The 16,357-nt window shown below is 44.9% G+C and carries 19 protein-coding genes; 12 read left to right on the top strand and 7 right to left on the bottom strand.

Annotated features, from left to right (window positions below):
• Positions 1-831 carry a glycosyltransferase family 2 protein gene (locus tag FEN17_RS10730; protein ID WP_138365367.1) on the top strand — a complete coding sequence of 277 codons (831 nt, stop codon included), beginning with the start codon at positions 1-3 and terminating at the stop codon, positions 829-831.
• Positions 832-868: 37 nt separating this feature from the next.
• The gene (locus FEN17_RS10725; protein ID WP_138365366.1) at positions 869-1,633 is read left to right on the top strand and encodes a glycosyltransferase family 2 protein; all 765 of its coding nucleotides are present in this window, start codon (positions 869-871) and stop codon (positions 1,631-1,633) included.
• 47 nt (positions 1,634-1,680) lie between these two features.
• Here FEN17_RS10725 and FEN17_RS10720 read toward each other — a convergent pair whose 3' ends face one another.
• Genes FEN17_RS10720 through FEN17_RS10710 form a run of 3 tightly spaced genes read right to left on the bottom strand, consistent with a single transcriptional unit; the run spans position 1,681 to position 4,814 of the window.
• A complete protein-coding gene (locus FEN17_RS10720) occupies positions 1,681-2,130 on the bottom strand; it encodes a hypothetical protein (RefSeq protein ID WP_138365365.1) in 450 nt (149 codons plus the stop codon).
• Entirely contained in the window at positions 2,131-3,291 is a 1,161-nt protein-coding gene (locus tag FEN17_RS10715) for a 1-deoxy-D-xylulose-5-phosphate reductoisomerase (protein ID WP_138365364.1), read from the bottom strand.
• Positions 3,292-3,311: 20 nt separating this feature from the next.
• Complete coding sequence (locus FEN17_RS10710) at positions 3,312-4,814, bottom strand: GH3 auxin-responsive promoter family protein (RefSeq protein WP_138365363.1); 1,503 nt, start codon at positions 4,812-4,814, stop codon at positions 3,312-3,314.
• Positions 4,815-4,988: 174 nt separating this feature from the next.
• Here FEN17_RS10710 and FEN17_RS10705 point away from each other — a divergent pair, with 174 nt between their 5' ends.
• From FEN17_RS10705 to nadD, 7 genes are all read left to right on the top strand, one after another.
• Positions 4,989-6,014: a rod shape-determining protein gene (locus FEN17_RS10705; protein WP_015813280.1), complete on the top strand. Its 1,026-nt coding sequence runs from the start codon at positions 4,989-4,991 to the stop codon at positions 6,012-6,014.
• A 106-nt stretch (positions 6,015-6,120) separates the two neighbouring features.
• A complete protein-coding gene (gene mreC, locus FEN17_RS10700; RefSeq protein ID WP_138365362.1) occupies positions 6,121-6,960 on the top strand; it encodes a rod shape-determining protein MreC in 840 nt (279 codons plus the stop codon).
• Complete coding sequence (locus tag FEN17_RS10695; protein ID WP_138365361.1) at positions 6,957-7,460, top strand: hypothetical protein; 504 nt, start codon at positions 6,957-6,959, stop codon at positions 7,458-7,460. Before mreC ends, FEN17_RS10695 begins: the two co-directional genes overlap by 4 nt.
• Positions 7,461-7,596: 136 nt before the next feature.
• Positions 7,597-8,196, top strand: coding sequence for a sigma-70 family RNA polymerase sigma factor (locus tag FEN17_RS10690; RefSeq protein WP_138365360.1), 600 nt, complete (start codon positions 7,597-7,599; stop codon positions 8,194-8,196).
• Between the two features lie 81 nt (positions 8,197-8,277).
• Positions 8,278-8,565, top strand: a complete 288-nt coding sequence (locus tag FEN17_RS10685; RefSeq protein WP_171037904.1) for a phosphohydrolase — start codon at positions 8,278-8,280, stop codon at positions 8,563-8,565.
• Positions 8,566-8,574: 9 nt separating this feature from the next.
• A complete protein-coding gene (gmk, locus tag FEN17_RS10680; protein WP_138365359.1) occupies positions 8,575-9,144 on the top strand; it encodes a guanylate kinase in 570 nt (189 codons plus the stop codon).
• Positions 9,145-9,148: 4 nt separating this feature from the next.
• Entirely contained in the window at positions 9,149-9,721 is a 573-nt protein-coding gene (gene nadD, locus FEN17_RS10675; protein WP_138365358.1) for a nicotinate (nicotinamide) nucleotide adenylyltransferase, read from the top strand.
• Here the strand turns inward: nadD and FEN17_RS10670 are convergent.
• Positions 9,716-10,117 (bottom strand): hypothetical protein, encoded by a 402-nt coding sequence (locus FEN17_RS10670; protein ID WP_138365357.1) that lies wholly within the window; start codon positions 10,115-10,117, stop codon positions 9,716-9,718. The two genes, nadD and FEN17_RS10670, sit on opposite strands and share 6 nt — an antisense overlap.
• Before the next feature lie 107 nt (positions 10,118-10,224).
• Here FEN17_RS10670 and FEN17_RS10665 point away from each other — a divergent pair, with 107 nt between their 5' ends.
• A complete protein-coding gene (locus FEN17_RS10665; RefSeq protein ID WP_138365356.1) occupies positions 10,225-10,659 on the top strand; it encodes a nuclear transport factor 2 family protein in 435 nt (144 codons plus the stop codon).
• 86 nt (positions 10,660-10,745) lie between these two features.
• On the opposite strand, the gene FEN17_RS10660 is transcribed toward FEN17_RS10665, so the two are convergent.
• Both FEN17_RS10660 and FEN17_RS10655 read right to left on the bottom strand, forming a co-directional pair.
• Complete coding sequence (locus FEN17_RS10660; protein WP_138365355.1) at positions 10,746-11,675, bottom strand: helix-turn-helix domain-containing protein; 930 nt, start codon at positions 11,673-11,675, stop codon at positions 10,746-10,748.
• 175 nt (positions 11,676-11,850) lie between these two features.
• On the bottom strand, positions 11,851-12,990 hold the full coding sequence (locus tag FEN17_RS10655) for an acyl-CoA dehydrogenase (RefSeq protein WP_138365354.1): 1,140 nt from the start codon (positions 12,988-12,990) through the stop codon (positions 11,851-11,853).
• 186 nt (positions 12,991-13,176) lie between these two features.
• Between FEN17_RS10655 and FEN17_RS10650 the strand changes: the two genes are divergently transcribed.
• A complete protein-coding gene (locus FEN17_RS10650; protein WP_138365353.1) occupies positions 13,177-14,448 on the top strand; it encodes a hypothetical protein in 1,272 nt (423 codons plus the stop codon).
• Complete coding sequence (locus tag FEN17_RS10645) at positions 14,445-15,686, top strand: hypothetical protein (protein WP_138365352.1); 1,242 nt, start codon at positions 14,445-14,447, stop codon at positions 15,684-15,686. Before FEN17_RS10650 ends, FEN17_RS10645 begins: the two co-directional genes overlap by 4 nt.
• 98 nt (positions 15,687-15,784) lie before the next feature.
• On the opposite strand, the gene FEN17_RS10640 is transcribed toward FEN17_RS10645, so the two are convergent.
• Entirely contained in the window at positions 15,785-16,246 is a 462-nt protein-coding gene (locus FEN17_RS10640; RefSeq protein WP_138365351.1) for a hypothetical protein, read from the bottom strand.
• Positions 16,247-16,357 lie beyond the last annotated feature (111 nt).

The following is a 16,357-nucleotide window of genomic DNA, read 5'->3' as shown; positions in this document are numbered from 1 at the left end:
ATGAAAGTTTCCGTCTGCGTCCCTACGTACAACCACGAACAGTACATTACCCAGATGCTGGATGGGGCTTTGATGCAGCAGACGGATTTTGATTTTGAAATTGTGATAGGTGACGATGCTTCTACGGACTCGTCACCTATTATTATTCAGGAGTATTCTGATAAATATCCGGGTAAGATCAGGGCATTTTTACATAAGGAAAACCTGGGACCGAAAGAGCCGCGGGAATTTGCTGGCAGAAATAATGTGCTGCAACTTTTGAAAGCCTGTAAAGGTGAGTACGTCGCAATGTGTGAAGGTGATGATTACTGGACGGACCCGCTGAAACTCCAAAAACAAGTCAATTTTCTCGATAGCCACCCGGATTTTTCGGTTTGTCATCACAATATGCTGGTGACTTATGAGGATGGTTCTCCCTCGCATACATTTAATAAACCGGATCAAAAAGCAGTTTCGACGATCCAGGATATTCTGGAAGACAACTGGTTTTTTGCTACCGCCAGCTGGATGTACCGCAATCATTTCCTGACATTAGACTTCGCTGGCTGGCACGCCACCGCTGCTGCCGGCGACTGGGCGATCATGATCCAGCTCGCGGCGAAAGGAAAAATCGGTTACCTGTCCGACGTGATGGGGGTTTACCGCAAACACAGTGCCGGACTCAGCAATGTACATGCGAACACGAATCAAAAGTTTTTGGTCAACCGCCGGGCAATGTTTGAAAACGTAGATCAATGGCTCGAATACAAATATCATAACACCATTGAAAAGACGATTGCCCGCTACGATGAGCGCCTGGCCGCATTTGAAAAAATTGGCAGTTCGAATTAATAATCTTTAATTTGTACTGTTTCAACAATCCAGATATATGAAGTTAAGCGTCGTCATACCAGCTTATAACGAGGAAGAATCGATTACCCACACCCTGGTTTCGCTGCACACTACATTAAATAAATACAATATCCCGCATGAGATTTGCGTCACGAATGATAATTCGAAAGACGGTACGCTGCGGGTTTTGGACGAGCTTTCTTTACGGATTCCAACATTGGTTTACTACACAAACCCTGGCCCGAACGGTTTTGGCTATGCGGTGCGGTATGGTTTGGAGCGGTTCAAAGGTGATTGCGTAGCCGTTTTCATGGCCGATATGTCCGACGACCCGGAGGATCTGGCGAAATATTATTTCAAAATGCTGGAAGGGGATTATGATTGCGTGTTCGGTTCCAGATGGGAAAAAGGCGGCAAAGTGATCGACTATCCTGCCTTGAAAAAATTCATCAACCGTATTGCCAATTTCATTGTCCGCATTGTGATGGGTATTAAGTACAACGATACAACCAATGCTTTTAAGCTTTACAAACGCGAAACGATTGAAGGCATTAAGCCTTTTCTGGCGCCACACTTCAATTTAACCATCGAACTTCCCCTCAAAGCCATGGTGCGCGGATACAATTACGCGGTAGTACCAAACAGCTGGACAAACCGGAAATACGGTGAATCCAAGCTGAAAATCAAGGAAATGGGAAGCCGGTACTTCTTTATCTTAATGTACTGCCTGATCGAAAAATACTTTTCACAAGGTGATTTCATGAAAAAAACTTCGGCTCCTAAGAAAGAAGTCAGTCGCTGAGGAATAGCCACTTTGGAACAGCCGCTGAGGATCAGCCGTAACATTGATTATTTGATCCAATCCTGGATGAAATGCACTTTGTGGGCAATGTAGGAAATACCCAGTCCCCAGGTAATTGCGCTGATGGACATCCAGAGGAAAATTGCGTGTCGTGGTACCTTAAATGCTACTGCTAGAATTGGCCCGAAAATGGGTGTGAACAGAGGCGGCGTCAGAAATGCGATGCCGATAATGCCAAAACGTCTCCAAATGTTAACCGCCAGCCGGTTGGTTCTCGTGAATCTTTTAGGCGTCGACTTACGGTGTTTTTTGACAAGCGCCTGAATCCCTCCACCTATATACGTTAGCGTTAGTACCGTCACCATCATGCCGATAGCCGAGCAAATCGCCGTTTCAATCCAGGTCAGTTTAAGAATAACACCCGTGATGGGTCCTCCGAAAAACTTTAAGGTACTGGCAAGGGCAACAGACAAGTATTTTAGAAAGATGGTTTTCATTTATACTTTAACCTGGATCAATTCTGAGGCAAAGCGCCGCGTAACTTCGTTGGTTTCAACATAATCGGAATATGAAGGATTCCCGATGTAAGCTATTTTGGCGAGGCTTTCGACAATAACGTCCGAAATGTCCAGAAATCCTATCTTATCTTTCAGGAAGGCATCGACTGCAATTTCATTAGCGGCATTTACGATACAGGCGGCATTTCCGCCCTTTTCCAGCACTTCATAAGCAATCGCCAGGTTTCGGAATGTTTCCAGATCCGGTTTTTCAAATGTCAGTGATGGGTAATCCATGAAATTGAATCGCGGAAATGTTGATTTCAGACGGTACGGATAATGCAGCGCATACTGGATTGGCAATTTCATATCTGGCAAGCCCATTTGCGCTTTCATGCTACCGTCTTCAAACTGCACCAAAGAATGTACAATACTCTGGGGATGCACGATCACGTCGATTTGAGAAGCATTCAGGTTAAAAAGCCACTTGGCTTCGATCACTTCCAGACCTTTGTTCATCAATGTGGCCGAGTCGATCGTGATCTTGGCGCCCATGCTCCAATTGGGATGTTTTAAAGCCTGTTGCTTAGTTACCCCGGCCAGAAATGCGCGGTCTTTTCCGCGAAATGGTCCGCCGGAAGCCGTCAGGATAATTTTTTCAATCGGGTTATTTTCTTCGCCTGCCAGACATTGAAATATGGCTGAATGTTCAGAATCAACCGGATAGATGCTGACATTGTATTGTTTAGCCAAAGCTGTGATCAGCTCACCGGCTACCACCAATGTTTCTTTATTCGCAAGCGCAATGTTCTTTCCAGCTTTAATGGCGTGGATTGTTGGCAGAAGTCCGGCGTAACCTACCATCGCCGTCAAAACAATATCCACCGAGTCAGACTCTACAACCGACACCAATGCTTCGGAGCCGTGGTACACTTTGATCTCATAAGAAGAAAGCGCAGATTTTACTTTTTCAAAATGAGCACTATTGCAGATCACCACTTCCTGCGGTTGAAATTTGGCAGCTTGCTCAATCAGTAAGTCAGCATTATCGCCGCAAGTCAGGACAGAAACCGAAAAAACCTCCGGATTTGCCTCAATTACTTCCAGGGCCTGTGTCCCGATGGAGCCCGTAGAGCCGAGGATCGCTATATTTTTTTTCATTTCAAATCAATGTTGAGAATCTACGACCTATTCAATGCTATGAGTTCATCCGCGATCTTCCGGTCGTTCGATAACCTGGGTACTTTATTTTGTCCTCCCAATTTACCATTTGCCCGCATATAGTCGATGAAAGCATTTTTGCGCAACGGCACCAGCTGCAACTGCCGCAGAATGCTGCCCTGAATGAGGTCTTTATAATATATGTTGAGCTCGGTCAGCCTTCTGTCAATGTCGGCCAGAAATGCTTCCATATTTACGGGCATTTTGGCAAATTCGACCAGCCACTCATGATAAGGAAGTCCGCCATCTGCGGAATTTACCATGGGCGCGACGGTAAACTCGATGACCTCGACCTCCGGATGCCTTTCCAGCGCGTAGCGCAAGGCTTTTTCCACTTCCTCACCGATCACGTGCTCGCCAAATGCTGAGATGAAATGCTTGATCCGGCCGGTTACCAGAATTTTATAAGGATTGGTAGAAACAAATTTGACGGTATCCCCAAGAGAATATCCCCACAAACCTGCATTATTATTCACGATCACCGCATAATTCTTCCCGACTTCCACCTCCCCGATTGACAATCTTGGCGGGTTTTCGTCAAAAAAATGCTCGACCGGAATAAATTCATAAAATATACCGGTATTCAGAAGAAGTAAAAGTCCTTCATCATCCTGCACATTCTGGTAAGCAAAAAAGCCTTCCGACGCTGGATATAGCTCTATCGAATCAATTCTTTTTCCGATCGATTCGAACAGTTTGGCTTTATAAGGTTCAAAATTTACGCCACCATATATAAAGAGTGAAAAGTCCGGAAAAACGTCTTTGACCTTCTTTCCGGTACGCTCAATGATTCGGTCAAAATACATTTGCACCCAGGGCGGAATCCCAGAGATCAGCGACATCGGCTGGTGCAATGTCTCATCAATGATCTTGTCCAACTTAGTTTCCCAGTCTTCAATACAATTAGTTTCATAGCTGGGCATTTGGTTGGAACGCAGGTATGCGGGCACGTGGTGGTTCGAAATACCTGACAAGCGACCTGTCAGTACGCCGCCGGTGTCTGTCAGTACCGGGCTGCCGGACAAAAATATGAGCTTCTTGTCCAGGAAAGCCGATTTTCCGGTTTCATCAATATACGTCAAAATGGCATTGCGCGCCGAGTTGATGTGATTGGAGATGGAGTCTTTCGAAATAGGGATATACTTGGTACCCGAAGTAGTTCCCGAAGTCTTAGCAAAGTAGAGGGGTTTGCCCGGCCAAAGTATGTCATTTTGACCTTCTTTAATTTTAGCTACATACCCTTTGAGGTCTTCATAATCGCTGACAGGAACTGCCTGCCGAAAGTCGGAGTAGGTCTGGATATCCTTGAAAAAATGGTCTTTTCCAAACTCGGTCCCGGCCGCTTTTGCCACCAGTTCGAGGCGCCATTTTTCCTGCACTTCGACGCTCCGCGCCATCCATTCTCTTTGCTGCTGCACAATGTATTTTGCCAGCGGCCGACTCAATAGTGATCTGATTCCCATAGTAAACCAAAGGTACGCAGTATTTGTAATTTCTTTGCCCAATAAGCCTCAGAGCGGGCATTTTGGGGCATTTTAGGGCACAGGCCGAAATTTTTTAAATGCCTTTGTTTGTGGGATATAATCTGTAATTTTGCCAACCTGAAATCAAAGGGAGCGCAAATTTTAATAAATTATATGGGATTGTTTGATTTTTTGACTAGCGATATAGCAATCGATTTGGGTACTGCAAATACCCTCATCATTCATAAAGATACAGTAGTTGTTGACGAGCCTTCGATCATTGCCATGGACAAAACCACTGGCAAAGTTTTAGCCATCGGCCACACGGCGATGCAGATGCACGAGAAGACAAACGAGAATATAAAGACAATCCGACCACTGAAAGACGGCGTAATTGCTGACTTTACGGCAGCCGAAATGATGATCCGGGGAATGATCAAAATGATCGACACCGGTAGCCGCTTTTTTACCCCTTCCCACCGCATGGTGGTTTGTATCCCTTCCGGGATCACCGAAGTTGAAAAACGTGCTGTAAAAGATTCCTGCGAGCATGCCGGCGCGAAAGAAGTATATATGGTGCACGAACCCATCGCTGCGGCAATCGGTATCGGCATTGACATTACCCAGCCAAATGGTGTGATGATCGTGGATATTGGCGGTGGAACCACGGAAATCGCGGTTATAGCGCTGTCAGGCATTGTTTGCGAGCAGTCGGTACGTATTGCGGGTGACGTTTTTACAAGAGATATCGTCGATTATATGCGTCGTGAGCACAACCTTTTGATCGGTGAGCGTTCTGCTGAGCTGATCAAGATGGCGATTGGATCTGCTTCTCCTGAGCTGGAAGTTCCGCTCGACGATTACCAGATTCGCGGACGTGACTTGATGACCGGTATTCCAAAGGAAATTCGTGTAACGTATAGTGAGATAGCGTACTCTCTTGATAAGTCTATTTCAAAAATTGAGGAGGGTGTCATGAAAGCCCTTGAAATTTCTCCTCCTGAGCTTTCTGCGGATATTTTCAAAAACGGAATTTACCTGACGGGCGGCGGCGCGCTTATCCACGGACTCGACAGACGTATCGCCCAGAAAACCAAATTGCCGGTACACATTGCCGACGATCCACTGAAAGCGGTAGTAAAAGGAACCGGCGAGGTCCTGAAAAATCTTGAACTTTACAAGCCTGTCCTGATTTCTTAGGATTCAGCTCATTCACAGTTTGCTGATTTTTTTATTTTTACGCAATGTGCGTCGGACGCCGCACATCGTGTGCCGATTGATGAACTGTGTGTGAACATTTTAGCCCATGCTCCAACTTGTTGATTTCGTAGTCCGGAATCGTTTCTTTTTGGTTTTTGTATTGCTGGAAGTGCTCAGTGTGTGGCTTATTGTGCGTAGCAATACTTATTGGGGCGCGACTTATTTCAATACGTCCAATTACTATGTGGCTAAAACCCTGGCATTTTCGAATTCCGCCAGGGAATTCACCAAACTGGACGAAATCAATGCGGATTTGGCAGCTGAAAATGCACGTTTGCACGCACAGGTTACCTCGCTCACACAAAGACAGCCGCTCGACGCTCCGGCGGGCTATGTGCCAGATTCTGCGTTTGCCTCGCGTTTTACTTATACCATCGCGAAAGTGGTGGATAATGAAACCAGCAAAGCCAACAATGTGCTCACGATTGACAAAGGGGCCGTCGATGGTGTAAAACCGGGTATGGGTGTCATTTCGGCTACGGGCGTGGTAGGGAAGGTACGTTTTTGTTCTGCAAACTATTCAGTAGTGACTTCCATCCTGCATTCACAGTTTATGGTTTCGACCAAGCTTGTCAGGAGCAAAGAGATCGGCTATGCCAAATGGCCTGGAAAAGATCCTAATCTGATCGATCTTATCGACGTCTCGAAGTATACCAAAATATTCAAAGGAGATACCGCCGTAACATCCGACCAGAACTCTGTATTTCCTCCGGGTATTATGGTTGGAAAGGTCCAGAATGTGGCGGTTCACCCTAATCAGACCTTTTACAACATTACCTTGCGCCTGGCGACGGATTTCCGGAATCTCTCTTACGTGTATGTGGTGCAAAATCAACAACTTGTGGAGCAGGAAGATTTGAAGGCACGTACCCTGGAAAAGCGATGAGTTTACGCGAAGCAATACAATATTCCCTGATGATCCTGCTCTACCTGGTTTTGCAGATCTTCTTCATGCGCAACATTGTCTTGTTCAATTATGCATTCTGTTTCATCTACATTGCCGGCGTGCTGCTGCTTCCCGCTGACATTGACAGAATGTATTTGCTGCTGATTGCCTTCGCTATCGGCTTCACGGTGGATGTTTTTTCCAATACCTTCGGGATGCACGCCTCTGCGACCGTACTTATTGCTTACCTCCGGCCTTTCCTGATACATTACCAGATGAAGTCGCGCGGGGCCGAGCGAGCAGAGGTCGGGATCAGGGCGCAGGGGCTTGGCGCGTTCCTGTCATACGTACTGCCTTTGATACTTCTGCATCATTCCATGCTTTTTTTAATGGAAATGAACAATTTTGGAATGATCCTTTACACGCTGATCCGCATTGGTGCCAGCACATTGTTCACCACGCTACTTATTATCCTCCTGGAACTTTTTTCCAAACGCTAGTATGACATTTTGGCCGATGCCGGTTATTGGCTCGGAATTTGATGTTGATACATGGAAAGTGCTTCAAAAGCCATTCATCAATTTTTAATTTGTACGGTTTGGAGCTGTTGTTAATCTTTGTAAATTCAGCATTCCTATGTTAGTTGCCATGTCAGAAACGCTCACGACTAATGAATACACGGATGATCTTCGTTATGAAGTATTTAATCGTGAGTTCATGCCACACATCGACTCCATGTACAACTTCGCTTTCCGTCTTACCATGGACGAAGACGATGCAAATGACCTGGTTCAAGACACATACTTAAAAGCTTTTCGTTTTATTTCTTCTTTCGAGCAGGGTACTAATGCGAAAGCCTGGCTTTTCAGGATTCTTAAAAACAGCTTCATCAACGATTATCGTAAGAAGAGCAAAGAACCATCCAAAGTAGATTATCAGGAAGTTGAAACAACCTATAATTCCGAGGAAGCTTCTGACACTACTTACACGGTCGATTTACGGGCTGACGCAGTTCAGGAGCTGATTGGTGATGAGGTTGCAAATGCGCTCAATGCATTGCCTGTTGACTTCCGGACGGTGATTATCCTTTGTGATATCGAAGGTTTTACTTACGAAGAAATGGCCAAAATCCTGGACATTCCGATCGGTACTGTAAGATCAAGACTACACCGTGCGCGTAACTTATTGAAAGAAAAACTCAAGAGTTACGCAGCCTCAATGGGTTACGATTCATAGGTTGTGAAACTTTTTTTGCAACCTATTCGGTTATAGGGTACAACTGTACTTATTTCCACTATTCTTATTTCATTTTAAGTAATGAATGCATCAATAACGCCTTCTGTTACAGAAGGAGCGCAACAACCAATCATGAAGCATACCTGCGAGCACCATGCGGAGTGTATGAAGATCATTCAGGCTATCCTGGACGACGAGGCGAGCGAAGCTGAGAAAAATCACTTTCGCGAAAACATGGACAAATGCATTCCTTGTATCGAGGCTTATCGTTTGGAAAAATGCATTAAGGATTCTCTTAATATGAAAATTGAGAAAAAACCTTGCCCTCAAAGTATTATGGATAAGATTATATCAAAAATTAACAGTTAATCTGTTTTTGTGAAAGGTAAGCTTATCATATTTTCTGCCCCCTCCGGTTCCGGAAAAACAACTATTGTCAGACATTTATTGAAGAAATTTCCAGAGCTCCTGGCTTTTTCTGTATCCGCATCGACCCGTGAGCGCCGTGATCATGAGGTCGATGGAAAGGATTATTATTTTCTTGCCAAAAAAGATTTTCGCGAACGCATTTCCAATAATGAATTTGCAGAGTGGGAAGAAGTTTACGCCGGCAATTATTACGGCACATTCAAGACTGAAATACAGCGGCTTTGGGACGAAGGCAAACACGTGCTTTTTGACGTAGATGTGAAAGGCGGACTTAAATTAAAAGAAATTTATCGCGACGATGCGCTGGCTGTTTTTGTCAAAGTTTCTTCCGAAGATGAAATTATAAGAAGGCTGACATTCCGGGGCACAGAGACGGAAAAGTCGCTCGAAACCCGTCTCGGAAAAGTCCGGTACGAGCTGAGCTTTGAAGATAAATTCGATGTATCGCTCGTGAATGATAACCTCGAAGAAACGCTGGTAAAAGCTGAGCAGCTCGTTATGGATTTCATCGCGTCATAGTACCATGAAAATCGGGCTGTTTTTCGGATCATTTAATCCCATCCACATCGGGCATCTGATCATCGCCAACACCATGGCGACCACTACGGACCTGGAACAAGTCTGGTTCGTTGTTAGTCCTCAAAATCCCTTTAAAAAAAATAATAGCCTGCTGCACGAATTCGATCGCTACGATCTCGTACAGCGGGCTATTTCTGATAATACGGTATTGAAAGTCACGGACGTGGAATTTCACATGCCGAAGCCGAGCTACACCATTGATACGCTGATCCGAATGCAGGAAAAATTTCCGCAGCACGAGTTCAAGCTGATCATGGGAGAAGATAACCTGGCACAATTTCCGAATTGGAAGAACTACGAAAAAATCCTCGAATACACCGGCTTGTATGTGTACCCGCGGCCGAATTCAAAATCCCACGCTTTTGGAAATCATCCACAGGTAAAATTTGTAGAAGCGCCTCTGCTGGATATTTCCGCCACGTTTCTAAGGGCCTGCCTGAAAAAAGGCCAATCGATCCGGTATATGGTCCCTGAGGCTGTGGAGCAACTGATTAGGATCAAGAAGTTTTATTTATAATTCCGAAAGCGGCAGCTTCTGGTAAGTAATTTCAGAAAGTAACCCCACCGCATTAAATTTCAGAATCACTTTCTCCGCTTCGGATTTGGATTGAATGTTGTCGCACTGCGGGCCTTTCTCCAAGAAATAAACATAGTACTTCAAATTCCGCTCACCGAGCTGGTGAATGTCAGGCCGGCCTAGCAAATCGCCGATTTCATCCGCAAATTTTCCCATCAACTGACCTTGTGCGGCTTTAAAATCCTTTTCCAGTCCCACACGAACATTATTACAACCTTTGCGATCTGAGCGCCATTTTTTCAGGTCGAGACTGCCCAGCTTATCCGGCGGCGTGGAGCAGGCTGTGAGGGCAATAATGCAGAATATGACAAGTTTCTTATTAAATGTATAGGTCATTTTGATCGAGTTCGAAGCTGTTTGAAACAACGGGGCGAATCTAAGTATATAATTTTAGGAGATAAAAATGAATGTATAATTTAGCTTCGACCAAAACTTGCCGGCCAATGAAATTCATCTTGTCATGTTTCCTGTTTTTCGCTTTCGTGGCGTTTTCTTTTGGGCAAAATAACATTGCGCAGCCTTTGGACGGCACCGACTGCTCAAATCTGTTTTTCAGGGCATTATTGGAAGAAGATGTAAATAATGTCACCAATCTGATTTCCAATGATTTTACGATGGCAGGCTTTCAGGGGCAGACAATCGATGCGCAATTTTTGCAGCAAGCGATTTCGCAGGGACATATCAACATTGAATCCGGAATACTAACCGGCACCAATACCCGAAATTATGGTGACGTAGCGATTGTCACCGGCAAGTGGGATGTTGCTGCAAAGATTGAAAATAGCAGCTACCAGGGCGAACTTTCTTATATGACCGTTTGCGTCAGATCAGGTGGGAAATGGAAAGTAGTGGCGGTACAGCTTTCACCGAACCGGTAACATTATCCTGATACAAACATTGATTTAAAACAGAAAAAGGAGCCCAGAATGAGCTCCTTTCTGCATTTAAAATCTTTCGTATTTCTCTATACGTTCATCAGTGATTCACGACGGCGCATTTTACCAGCCGGGATACCAAACATCATTTTGAAGCGGCGGCAGAAATACGCGGTATCTTTATAGCCCACATCCGAACCGATCGCGCGGATACTTTTCTTGGAAGTACGGAGCAGGTCCACTGCTTTTTCCATGCGCTGATATTCAATGTAATCCTGTGGGTTGATACCTGTCAGCATTTTGAAATACTGGCCAACATAATCCTCGGATACATTCGCGACATTCGCCAATACTTTGTTTGACAAATCGCCGCCCAGGTTATCCTTAATGTAAGCGAAAATGTCGATCAGACGTGGATCTTTGAAATAAGTACTATTTGTTACAAGCTGCTCAACAAACAACTTGTTTTTCAGGATATAACGAATGATTTCGATCACAACTTCCTCCGTCTTGATCTTGATGATACGGCCTTTACCCGGCGTATCCAGCATATCTTCCGTCAGGATCTGGTTGATCGTCGCAGCGATCTGATCGTCTCTTTTGATCAGGAATGGAGGTACGTCAAGAGAAGTAAAAAAGTTGACCGTATCAAAAACTTTGGCTTCAAAAGATATCAGACCGAAAGAATTGGGCAGCTTTCCAATCAATGCAGGATCATGGCCGGCGTCGATGTAATTATCGCGGTTGGTCATGAACTCTTCGTTGGAAACAGTTTTTGCTGTCTGGGTATTTCCATATGTAACCGTTGCATGCTTACCACCTGGTATGAAAAGCATATCCCCCTCTTCTACCTTGTGCGACTCCTCAGCTCCGAAAGACACTTCCCCATCGTACAAAATATTTAGCGTGTTCTGAACGTCATAAAAATTTTTGATGGTGATGGGCTGTAAAATCCGGATATGTCTCGCTTTGACAAATTTTACCCCCAGCGACTCGATAATCTTATTATAATCTTCCATACCTGATATATTTAAAGGGTCTGCCCGGACCTATGTTTCTAATTTTGTACAAATCTAATAAATTGTACAAAACTAATACAAGAATATACTGACAAAAAAGTAAAAAAAAGTGATATTTTCATATCATTTTAATCCTAGATTTAGAATAAAAAGGATTCCTTATCCAAAAAGTTGGTCACTTAAGGAGTTCGCGGGCAATTACAAGTTTTTGTATTTCAGAGGTACCCTCATAAATCTGGGTAATTTTTGCGTCGCGCATCATACGTTCCACATGGTATTCTTTCACATAACCGTAGCCTCCGTGAATCTGGACGGCTTCTGTTGTAACCCACATCGCCACTTCGGATGCATATAGCTTTGACATCGCCGCCGCCTGAATGTAATCCTTATGCTCATCCTTCATCCGGGCCGCCTGATACACCAAGAGCCTCGCCGCCTGTATTTTTGTAACCATTTCAGAGAGCTTGAACTGAATTGCCTGATGTTCGCTGATCGGCTTTCCGAATGTCTTCCGCTCTTTGGAATATTTTAAGGATAGTTCAAACGCTCCGGCGGCGATTCCCAGCGCCTGCGCCGCGATTCCGATGCGCCCGCCATTCAATGTTCCCATCGCAAACTTGAAGCCGAAGCCGTCCTCGCCGATCCGGTTTTCCTTCGGAACCTTCACATCCGAGAACATTAAAGTATGTGTGTCCGAAGCCCGTATGCCCATCTTATCCTCTTTTTTCCCAACCGAAAATCCTTCCCAGCCTTTCTCGACGATAAAAACGTTGATTCCTTTATGTCCTTTTTCCGGGTGTGTCTGAGCTATTACCAGACAAACTGACGAAGTGTTGCCACTCGTGATCCAGTTTTTTGTACCGTTTAATAAATAGTAATCGCCCATATCCACGGCCGTCGTGTGCTGCGAAGTGGCATCCGAGCCTGCTTCCGGCTCAGACAGACAAAATGCGCCGATGATTTTCCCGGCTGCCAGCTGGGTCAGGTATTTCTGCTTTTGATCTTCATTTCCAAATTGCTCCAACCCCCAGCAAACCAAGGAGTTATTTACCGACATAATCACACCCGCCGAAGCATCCACCTTCGAAATCTCCTCCATCGCGATCACATAGGAGAGCGTATCCATTCCACTGCCGCCGTATTCCGGCGATGTCATCATTCCCATGAAACCCAGCTCGCCCATTTGTCGGAGCAGTTCCGTGTCGAATTTCTGAGCATTATCCCGCTCGATAACCTGAGGGAAAAGTTGATTTTGTGCAAAATCGCGGGCTGCTTCCCGCACTGCCAGATGTTCTTCGCTGAGGTTAAAATCCATAATGGTTTTCGATGCAGCTCATGCTGTAAACAGCATGGAATGTGGTGGATGACTTAAATCAAAAATAGGTTTTTGGCAAAAGGTATGCAAGCATACAATTTGCTAACCGATTAAAACTTTGGGTTTTGCTGCTCATTTTCAAGAAAACTTGTCTTAAGTTTGCGCTTCGTTACGACAAATTTGTCCATGCCCATACTCACTATTTTTTACATTAAGCTTTTCATTAACCTTGGATTAACGCTCGGAATCGTATGGACTATCAGCAAAACCGACCTTTTTTTCAAGTGGCAGCAGGAAAATGAAAAGCTGGTCTTTGGACTTGGTTTTGTCTTACTTCGCCTGATTCCCTGGATCGGCATTTTCCTCATCATTAACGAAGATCCCCGCGGCGATATACCTTTCTTTTTTTACAAAGCCGAAGCCGCGAAAGCCGGCGGTTTTGTATACCGTGATTTCTGGTCGTACCACGCGCCACTTTATGCCTACATTATAAGTATCCCTGTCTGGATCTGGCACAATTCGCGCGCGATCGTACTTTTTATGGTTTTGATGGAAAGCGGGATTTTATGGTTGACTTATCAAACCTATAAGAAGCGCTCTACCCGGGCATTGCAGCTGGCAATCATTTACCTCATGCTGCCCGCAGCATTTATGTACATTCTGGTCGATGGCCAGGAGGAAGTTTGGTTCTGGGGCGCGGCGCTGCTGATTTGGCGGTATACATTGAAACAAACCGTCAATTACGAAGTTGGCGCCGGTATTTTGTACGCGCTCGCTTTGCTGACTATTAAGGTAACATTCATTTTTCTGCTGCCGGCATTATTAATTAGTGTCAAAAAACCGGTTAAAATGCTGCTCGTAATGGCAGCGATCGGGTTACCTGCGGTGGGATTTCTATACTGGCAAATCGGCGACCTTTTCCTAATGCCGATCCAGCATACCGAGCAACTGATGACACCCAATTTGTTTTCAGTAAGCCGGCCGTTTGTTGAAATGATATTCCCGATCGATGAGAAAAAGTCAACATTGATCAATTGGATCGGTTTGCTCTTCACCGTTTTCATTCCTGCTTACTTTGCATTCAAAGCGCGACACAAACACGTCAACCAGGTTTTGCCGGGACTTTTTATTGCCTGCTTTGTTTGCATGATGATTTTCCAGGCCAGCGCGATGGGCGCGTATGTGATTGCCTATTTAATGGCGCTTCTTTTTGAAATCATCGACATTCGTAAAACGTGGCACGTTGCAGTTCTGCTGGCATTGAACTGGCTTACGGTCGTGCAGCCTTTTGTTTGGGTTTATATTAAACAGCCCGCCTACAAATCGCTGGTCGTGTTCGGTGACCCGTCTTTCCTTTTCGAATACATTTTGCAGATCCTGAATGTGCTATGCTTCCTCTGGATCTTACGTGAAACATATCGGAAAGTAGTCCTCTCCGAAAACCTGCGGCCAGCATGAGCATTGTAATCGCAAAACTGGCCATCAGCCTGCTGTGCCTACTTGGCACGGCGCTCATTCTTTTCAAAAAAGAAACATTAACCCGCTGGCTGGAAGGTAAATCGGTCACTACGGTACTTTCGGTAAGCTGGATTCTGCTGCGTTTGTTACCATTTATTGCGACTTATCTTATTGCAGGATTGCAGCCGACTTCCGATGTAAACGGATTCTGGGACGAAGCCAGCAAAGCCTCTCAGGGCCAGGCGGTTTACCGCGACTTTTGGTCACCTTACTCGCCTTTATACGCCTATTTTCTGGGGATTTTTGTCAAACTCTGGTATGATCCGAAAATGATCGTGCTCACGATGGCGATCATGGACGGCGTCGCGCTGCTGATATCCTACCATTTTTTCCGGCCGTTCCAATCAAAAGGGGCAATGTTGGTCAAATCGATCATTTATCTGCTGCTGCCCGGCTCGCTGGTACTATGCGTAATCGGCGCTCAGGAAGATGTCTGGATGTGGCTTTTCGTGACACTTGCTTATTGGGCCAGAGAGCGGACATTGCGCGTCGAATGGTATGCTGCCATCCTGGCGATCGGGCTATTGATGACCAAGGCCATTTTTATCCTGATCTTCCTCCCGCTTTTTATTCTTGAAAAAGAAAAAATCCGCTTCCTGATTCCGATTGCGATTATCGGAGTTGCGTCGCTGGCTATTTTGTACCCGATCGTCGGCTGGGAATTTATGCAGCCGCTGGACGAAGCCAAAACATTGCGCGCGCCAAACATTCAGTCTGTGATCAATCCCTGGTTTTTGAACAACATTGGCGTCGGTGAGAAATTCTGGAACTGGGTCGGACTGACCATTTCCGTCGGGCTGGCTTGTCTTTCAGCCTGGCGCCTTCGTAATGCTGATTTCAGGGTAATGCTTTCCCGCGTCTGGATCGTACTTTACGCGACCATGATGATCGTCCAGCAAAGTGCGTACAGCAATTACATTTTCCTTTTCCTGATACCGCTGGTTTTTGATGTGATCAACTGGAAAAACAAAACCCAGATTTCGCTGCTTTTCATTTTCAATCTCCTCTGCGTCATCCACCCCTCCTTCTGGTGGCGCCTGGGCATGCCCTGCTACATGACGCCAGGCGATACATTCGCCTCTTCGGATTTGTTGATTGACTATCTGATGCAGGTAAGCATTGTTGGTTTGACGGGGTATTTTATCTGGCTGGCATTTCCGAAGAAACTGGCTGTTTAACTTTCTCAGGGTAAACCAAATCTGCTGCATTTTATTTGGCAGGTTATTGCCTTCAATATGATAGGCAGAAGAATTATTATCTAATAGCCTACTCATTTTTAGAAATTTGCTTTGGCCACCATTACTTTCCAAATTGCGGCATACAACGATTTGGCTTTCAAGATGTCATCAAGCTTTCCTACCTGACAGAGTTCTAATATTAGCCTGGGACTTATAAATTTCGCCGCATAACGTAACTTCATTTTCATATCTTTTCGTGATAAAAAAAAGCAGGCATATTGATCAAAAACTCCCAGTTTTATTAACGCATTTATTGTCAACTCGTAATTTTTGTATTCAACATTCAACAGTGCATCGGTATAAATTGGATTACGGGATTTACCCATAGCATGGATAATTAATGGATATCCATTAGGCACAGCGGTCTGTTTTAGCAAATTAAGGACAAATGACAACGTTTCAGGATCACCCTCTCTTATGAGACGTTTTATAGTATCGGACCTTATTTGTTTGCCGTGAGAAGATAAGCTATACGCAATTTGATCAAAGACTTTGTTCATTTCCTAAGTGCATTTGATTCAAATATGCCCCGCATTATCTATTTTAAGGATTCTGTTTATTCTTCGGCTGAAATCATTTTTTAAACGGCGACTCCCTGAATATGAGCTTTC

The sequence above is a fragment of the Dyadobacter luticola genome (assembly GCF_005860805.1).
Lineage (GTDB): Bacteria > Bacteroidota > Bacteroidia > Cytophagales > Spirosomataceae > Dyadobacter > Dyadobacter luticola.
The sequence above is the reverse complement of the archived record's forward strand: the minus strand, read 5'-3'. Positions and strand labels throughout refer to the sequence as shown.

What these genes read in the sequence shown, in the direction of transcription:
- FEN17_RS10730 (WP_138365367.1), top strand. Translation starts at nt 1, where the DNA reads ATGAAAGTTTCCGTCTGCGTCCCTACGTACAACCACGAACAGTACATT.
- FEN17_RS10725 (WP_138365366.1), top strand. Translation starts at nt 869, where the DNA reads ATGAAGTTAAGCGTCGTCATACCAGCTTATAACGAGGAAGAATCGATT.
- FEN17_RS10720 (WP_138365365.1), bottom strand. Translation starts at nt 2,130, where the DNA reads ATGAAAACCATCTTTCTAAAATACTTGTCTGTTGCCCTTGCCAGTACC.
- FEN17_RS10715 (WP_138365364.1), bottom strand. Translation starts at nt 3,291, where the DNA reads ATGAAAAAAAATATAGCGATCCTCGGCTCTACGGGCTCCATCGGGACA.
- FEN17_RS10710 (WP_138365363.1), bottom strand. Translation starts at nt 4,814, where the DNA reads ATGGGAATCAGATCACTATTGAGTCGGCCGCTGGCAAAATACATTGTG.
- FEN17_RS10705 (WP_015813280.1), top strand. Translation starts at nt 4,989, where the DNA reads ATGGGATTGTTTGATTTTTTGACTAGCGATATAGCAATCGATTTGGGT.
- mreC (WP_138365362.1), top strand. Translation starts at nt 6,121, where the DNA reads ATGCTCCAACTTGTTGATTTCGTAGTCCGGAATCGTTTCTTTTTGGTT.
- FEN17_RS10695 (WP_138365361.1), top strand. Translation starts at nt 6,957, where the DNA reads ATGAGTTTACGCGAAGCAATACAATATTCCCTGATGATCCTGCTCTAC.
- FEN17_RS10690 (WP_138365360.1), top strand. Translation starts at nt 7,597, where the DNA reads ATGTTAGTTGCCATGTCAGAAACGCTCACGACTAATGAATACACGGAT.
- FEN17_RS10685 (WP_171037904.1), top strand. Translation starts at nt 8,278, where the DNA reads ATGAATGCATCAATAACGCCTTCTGTTACAGAAGGAGCGCAACAACCA.
- nadD (WP_138365358.1), top strand. Translation starts at nt 9,149, where the DNA reads ATGAAAATCGGGCTGTTTTTCGGATCATTTAATCCCATCCACATCGGG.
- FEN17_RS10670 (WP_138365357.1), bottom strand. Translation starts at nt 10,117, where the DNA reads ATGACCTATACATTTAATAAGAAACTTGTCATATTCTGCATTATTGCC.
- FEN17_RS10665 (WP_138365356.1), top strand. Translation starts at nt 10,225, where the DNA reads ATGAAATTCATCTTGTCATGTTTCCTGTTTTTCGCTTTCGTGGCGTTT.
- FEN17_RS10660 (WP_138365355.1), bottom strand. Translation starts at nt 11,675, where the DNA reads ATGGAAGATTATAATAAGATTATCGAGTCGCTGGGGGTAAAATTTGTC.
- FEN17_RS10655 (WP_138365354.1), bottom strand. Translation starts at nt 12,990, where the DNA reads ATGGATTTTAACCTCAGCGAAGAACATCTGGCAGTGCGGGAAGCAGCC.
- FEN17_RS10650 (WP_138365353.1), top strand. Translation starts at nt 13,177, where the DNA reads ATGCCCATACTCACTATTTTTTACATTAAGCTTTTCATTAACCTTGGA.
- FEN17_RS10645 (WP_138365352.1), top strand. Translation starts at nt 14,445, where the DNA reads ATGAGCATTGTAATCGCAAAACTGGCCATCAGCCTGCTGTGCCTACTT.
- FEN17_RS10640 (WP_138365351.1), bottom strand. Translation starts at nt 16,246, where the DNA reads ATGAACAAAGTCTTTGATCAAATTGCGTATAGCTTATCTTCTCACGGC.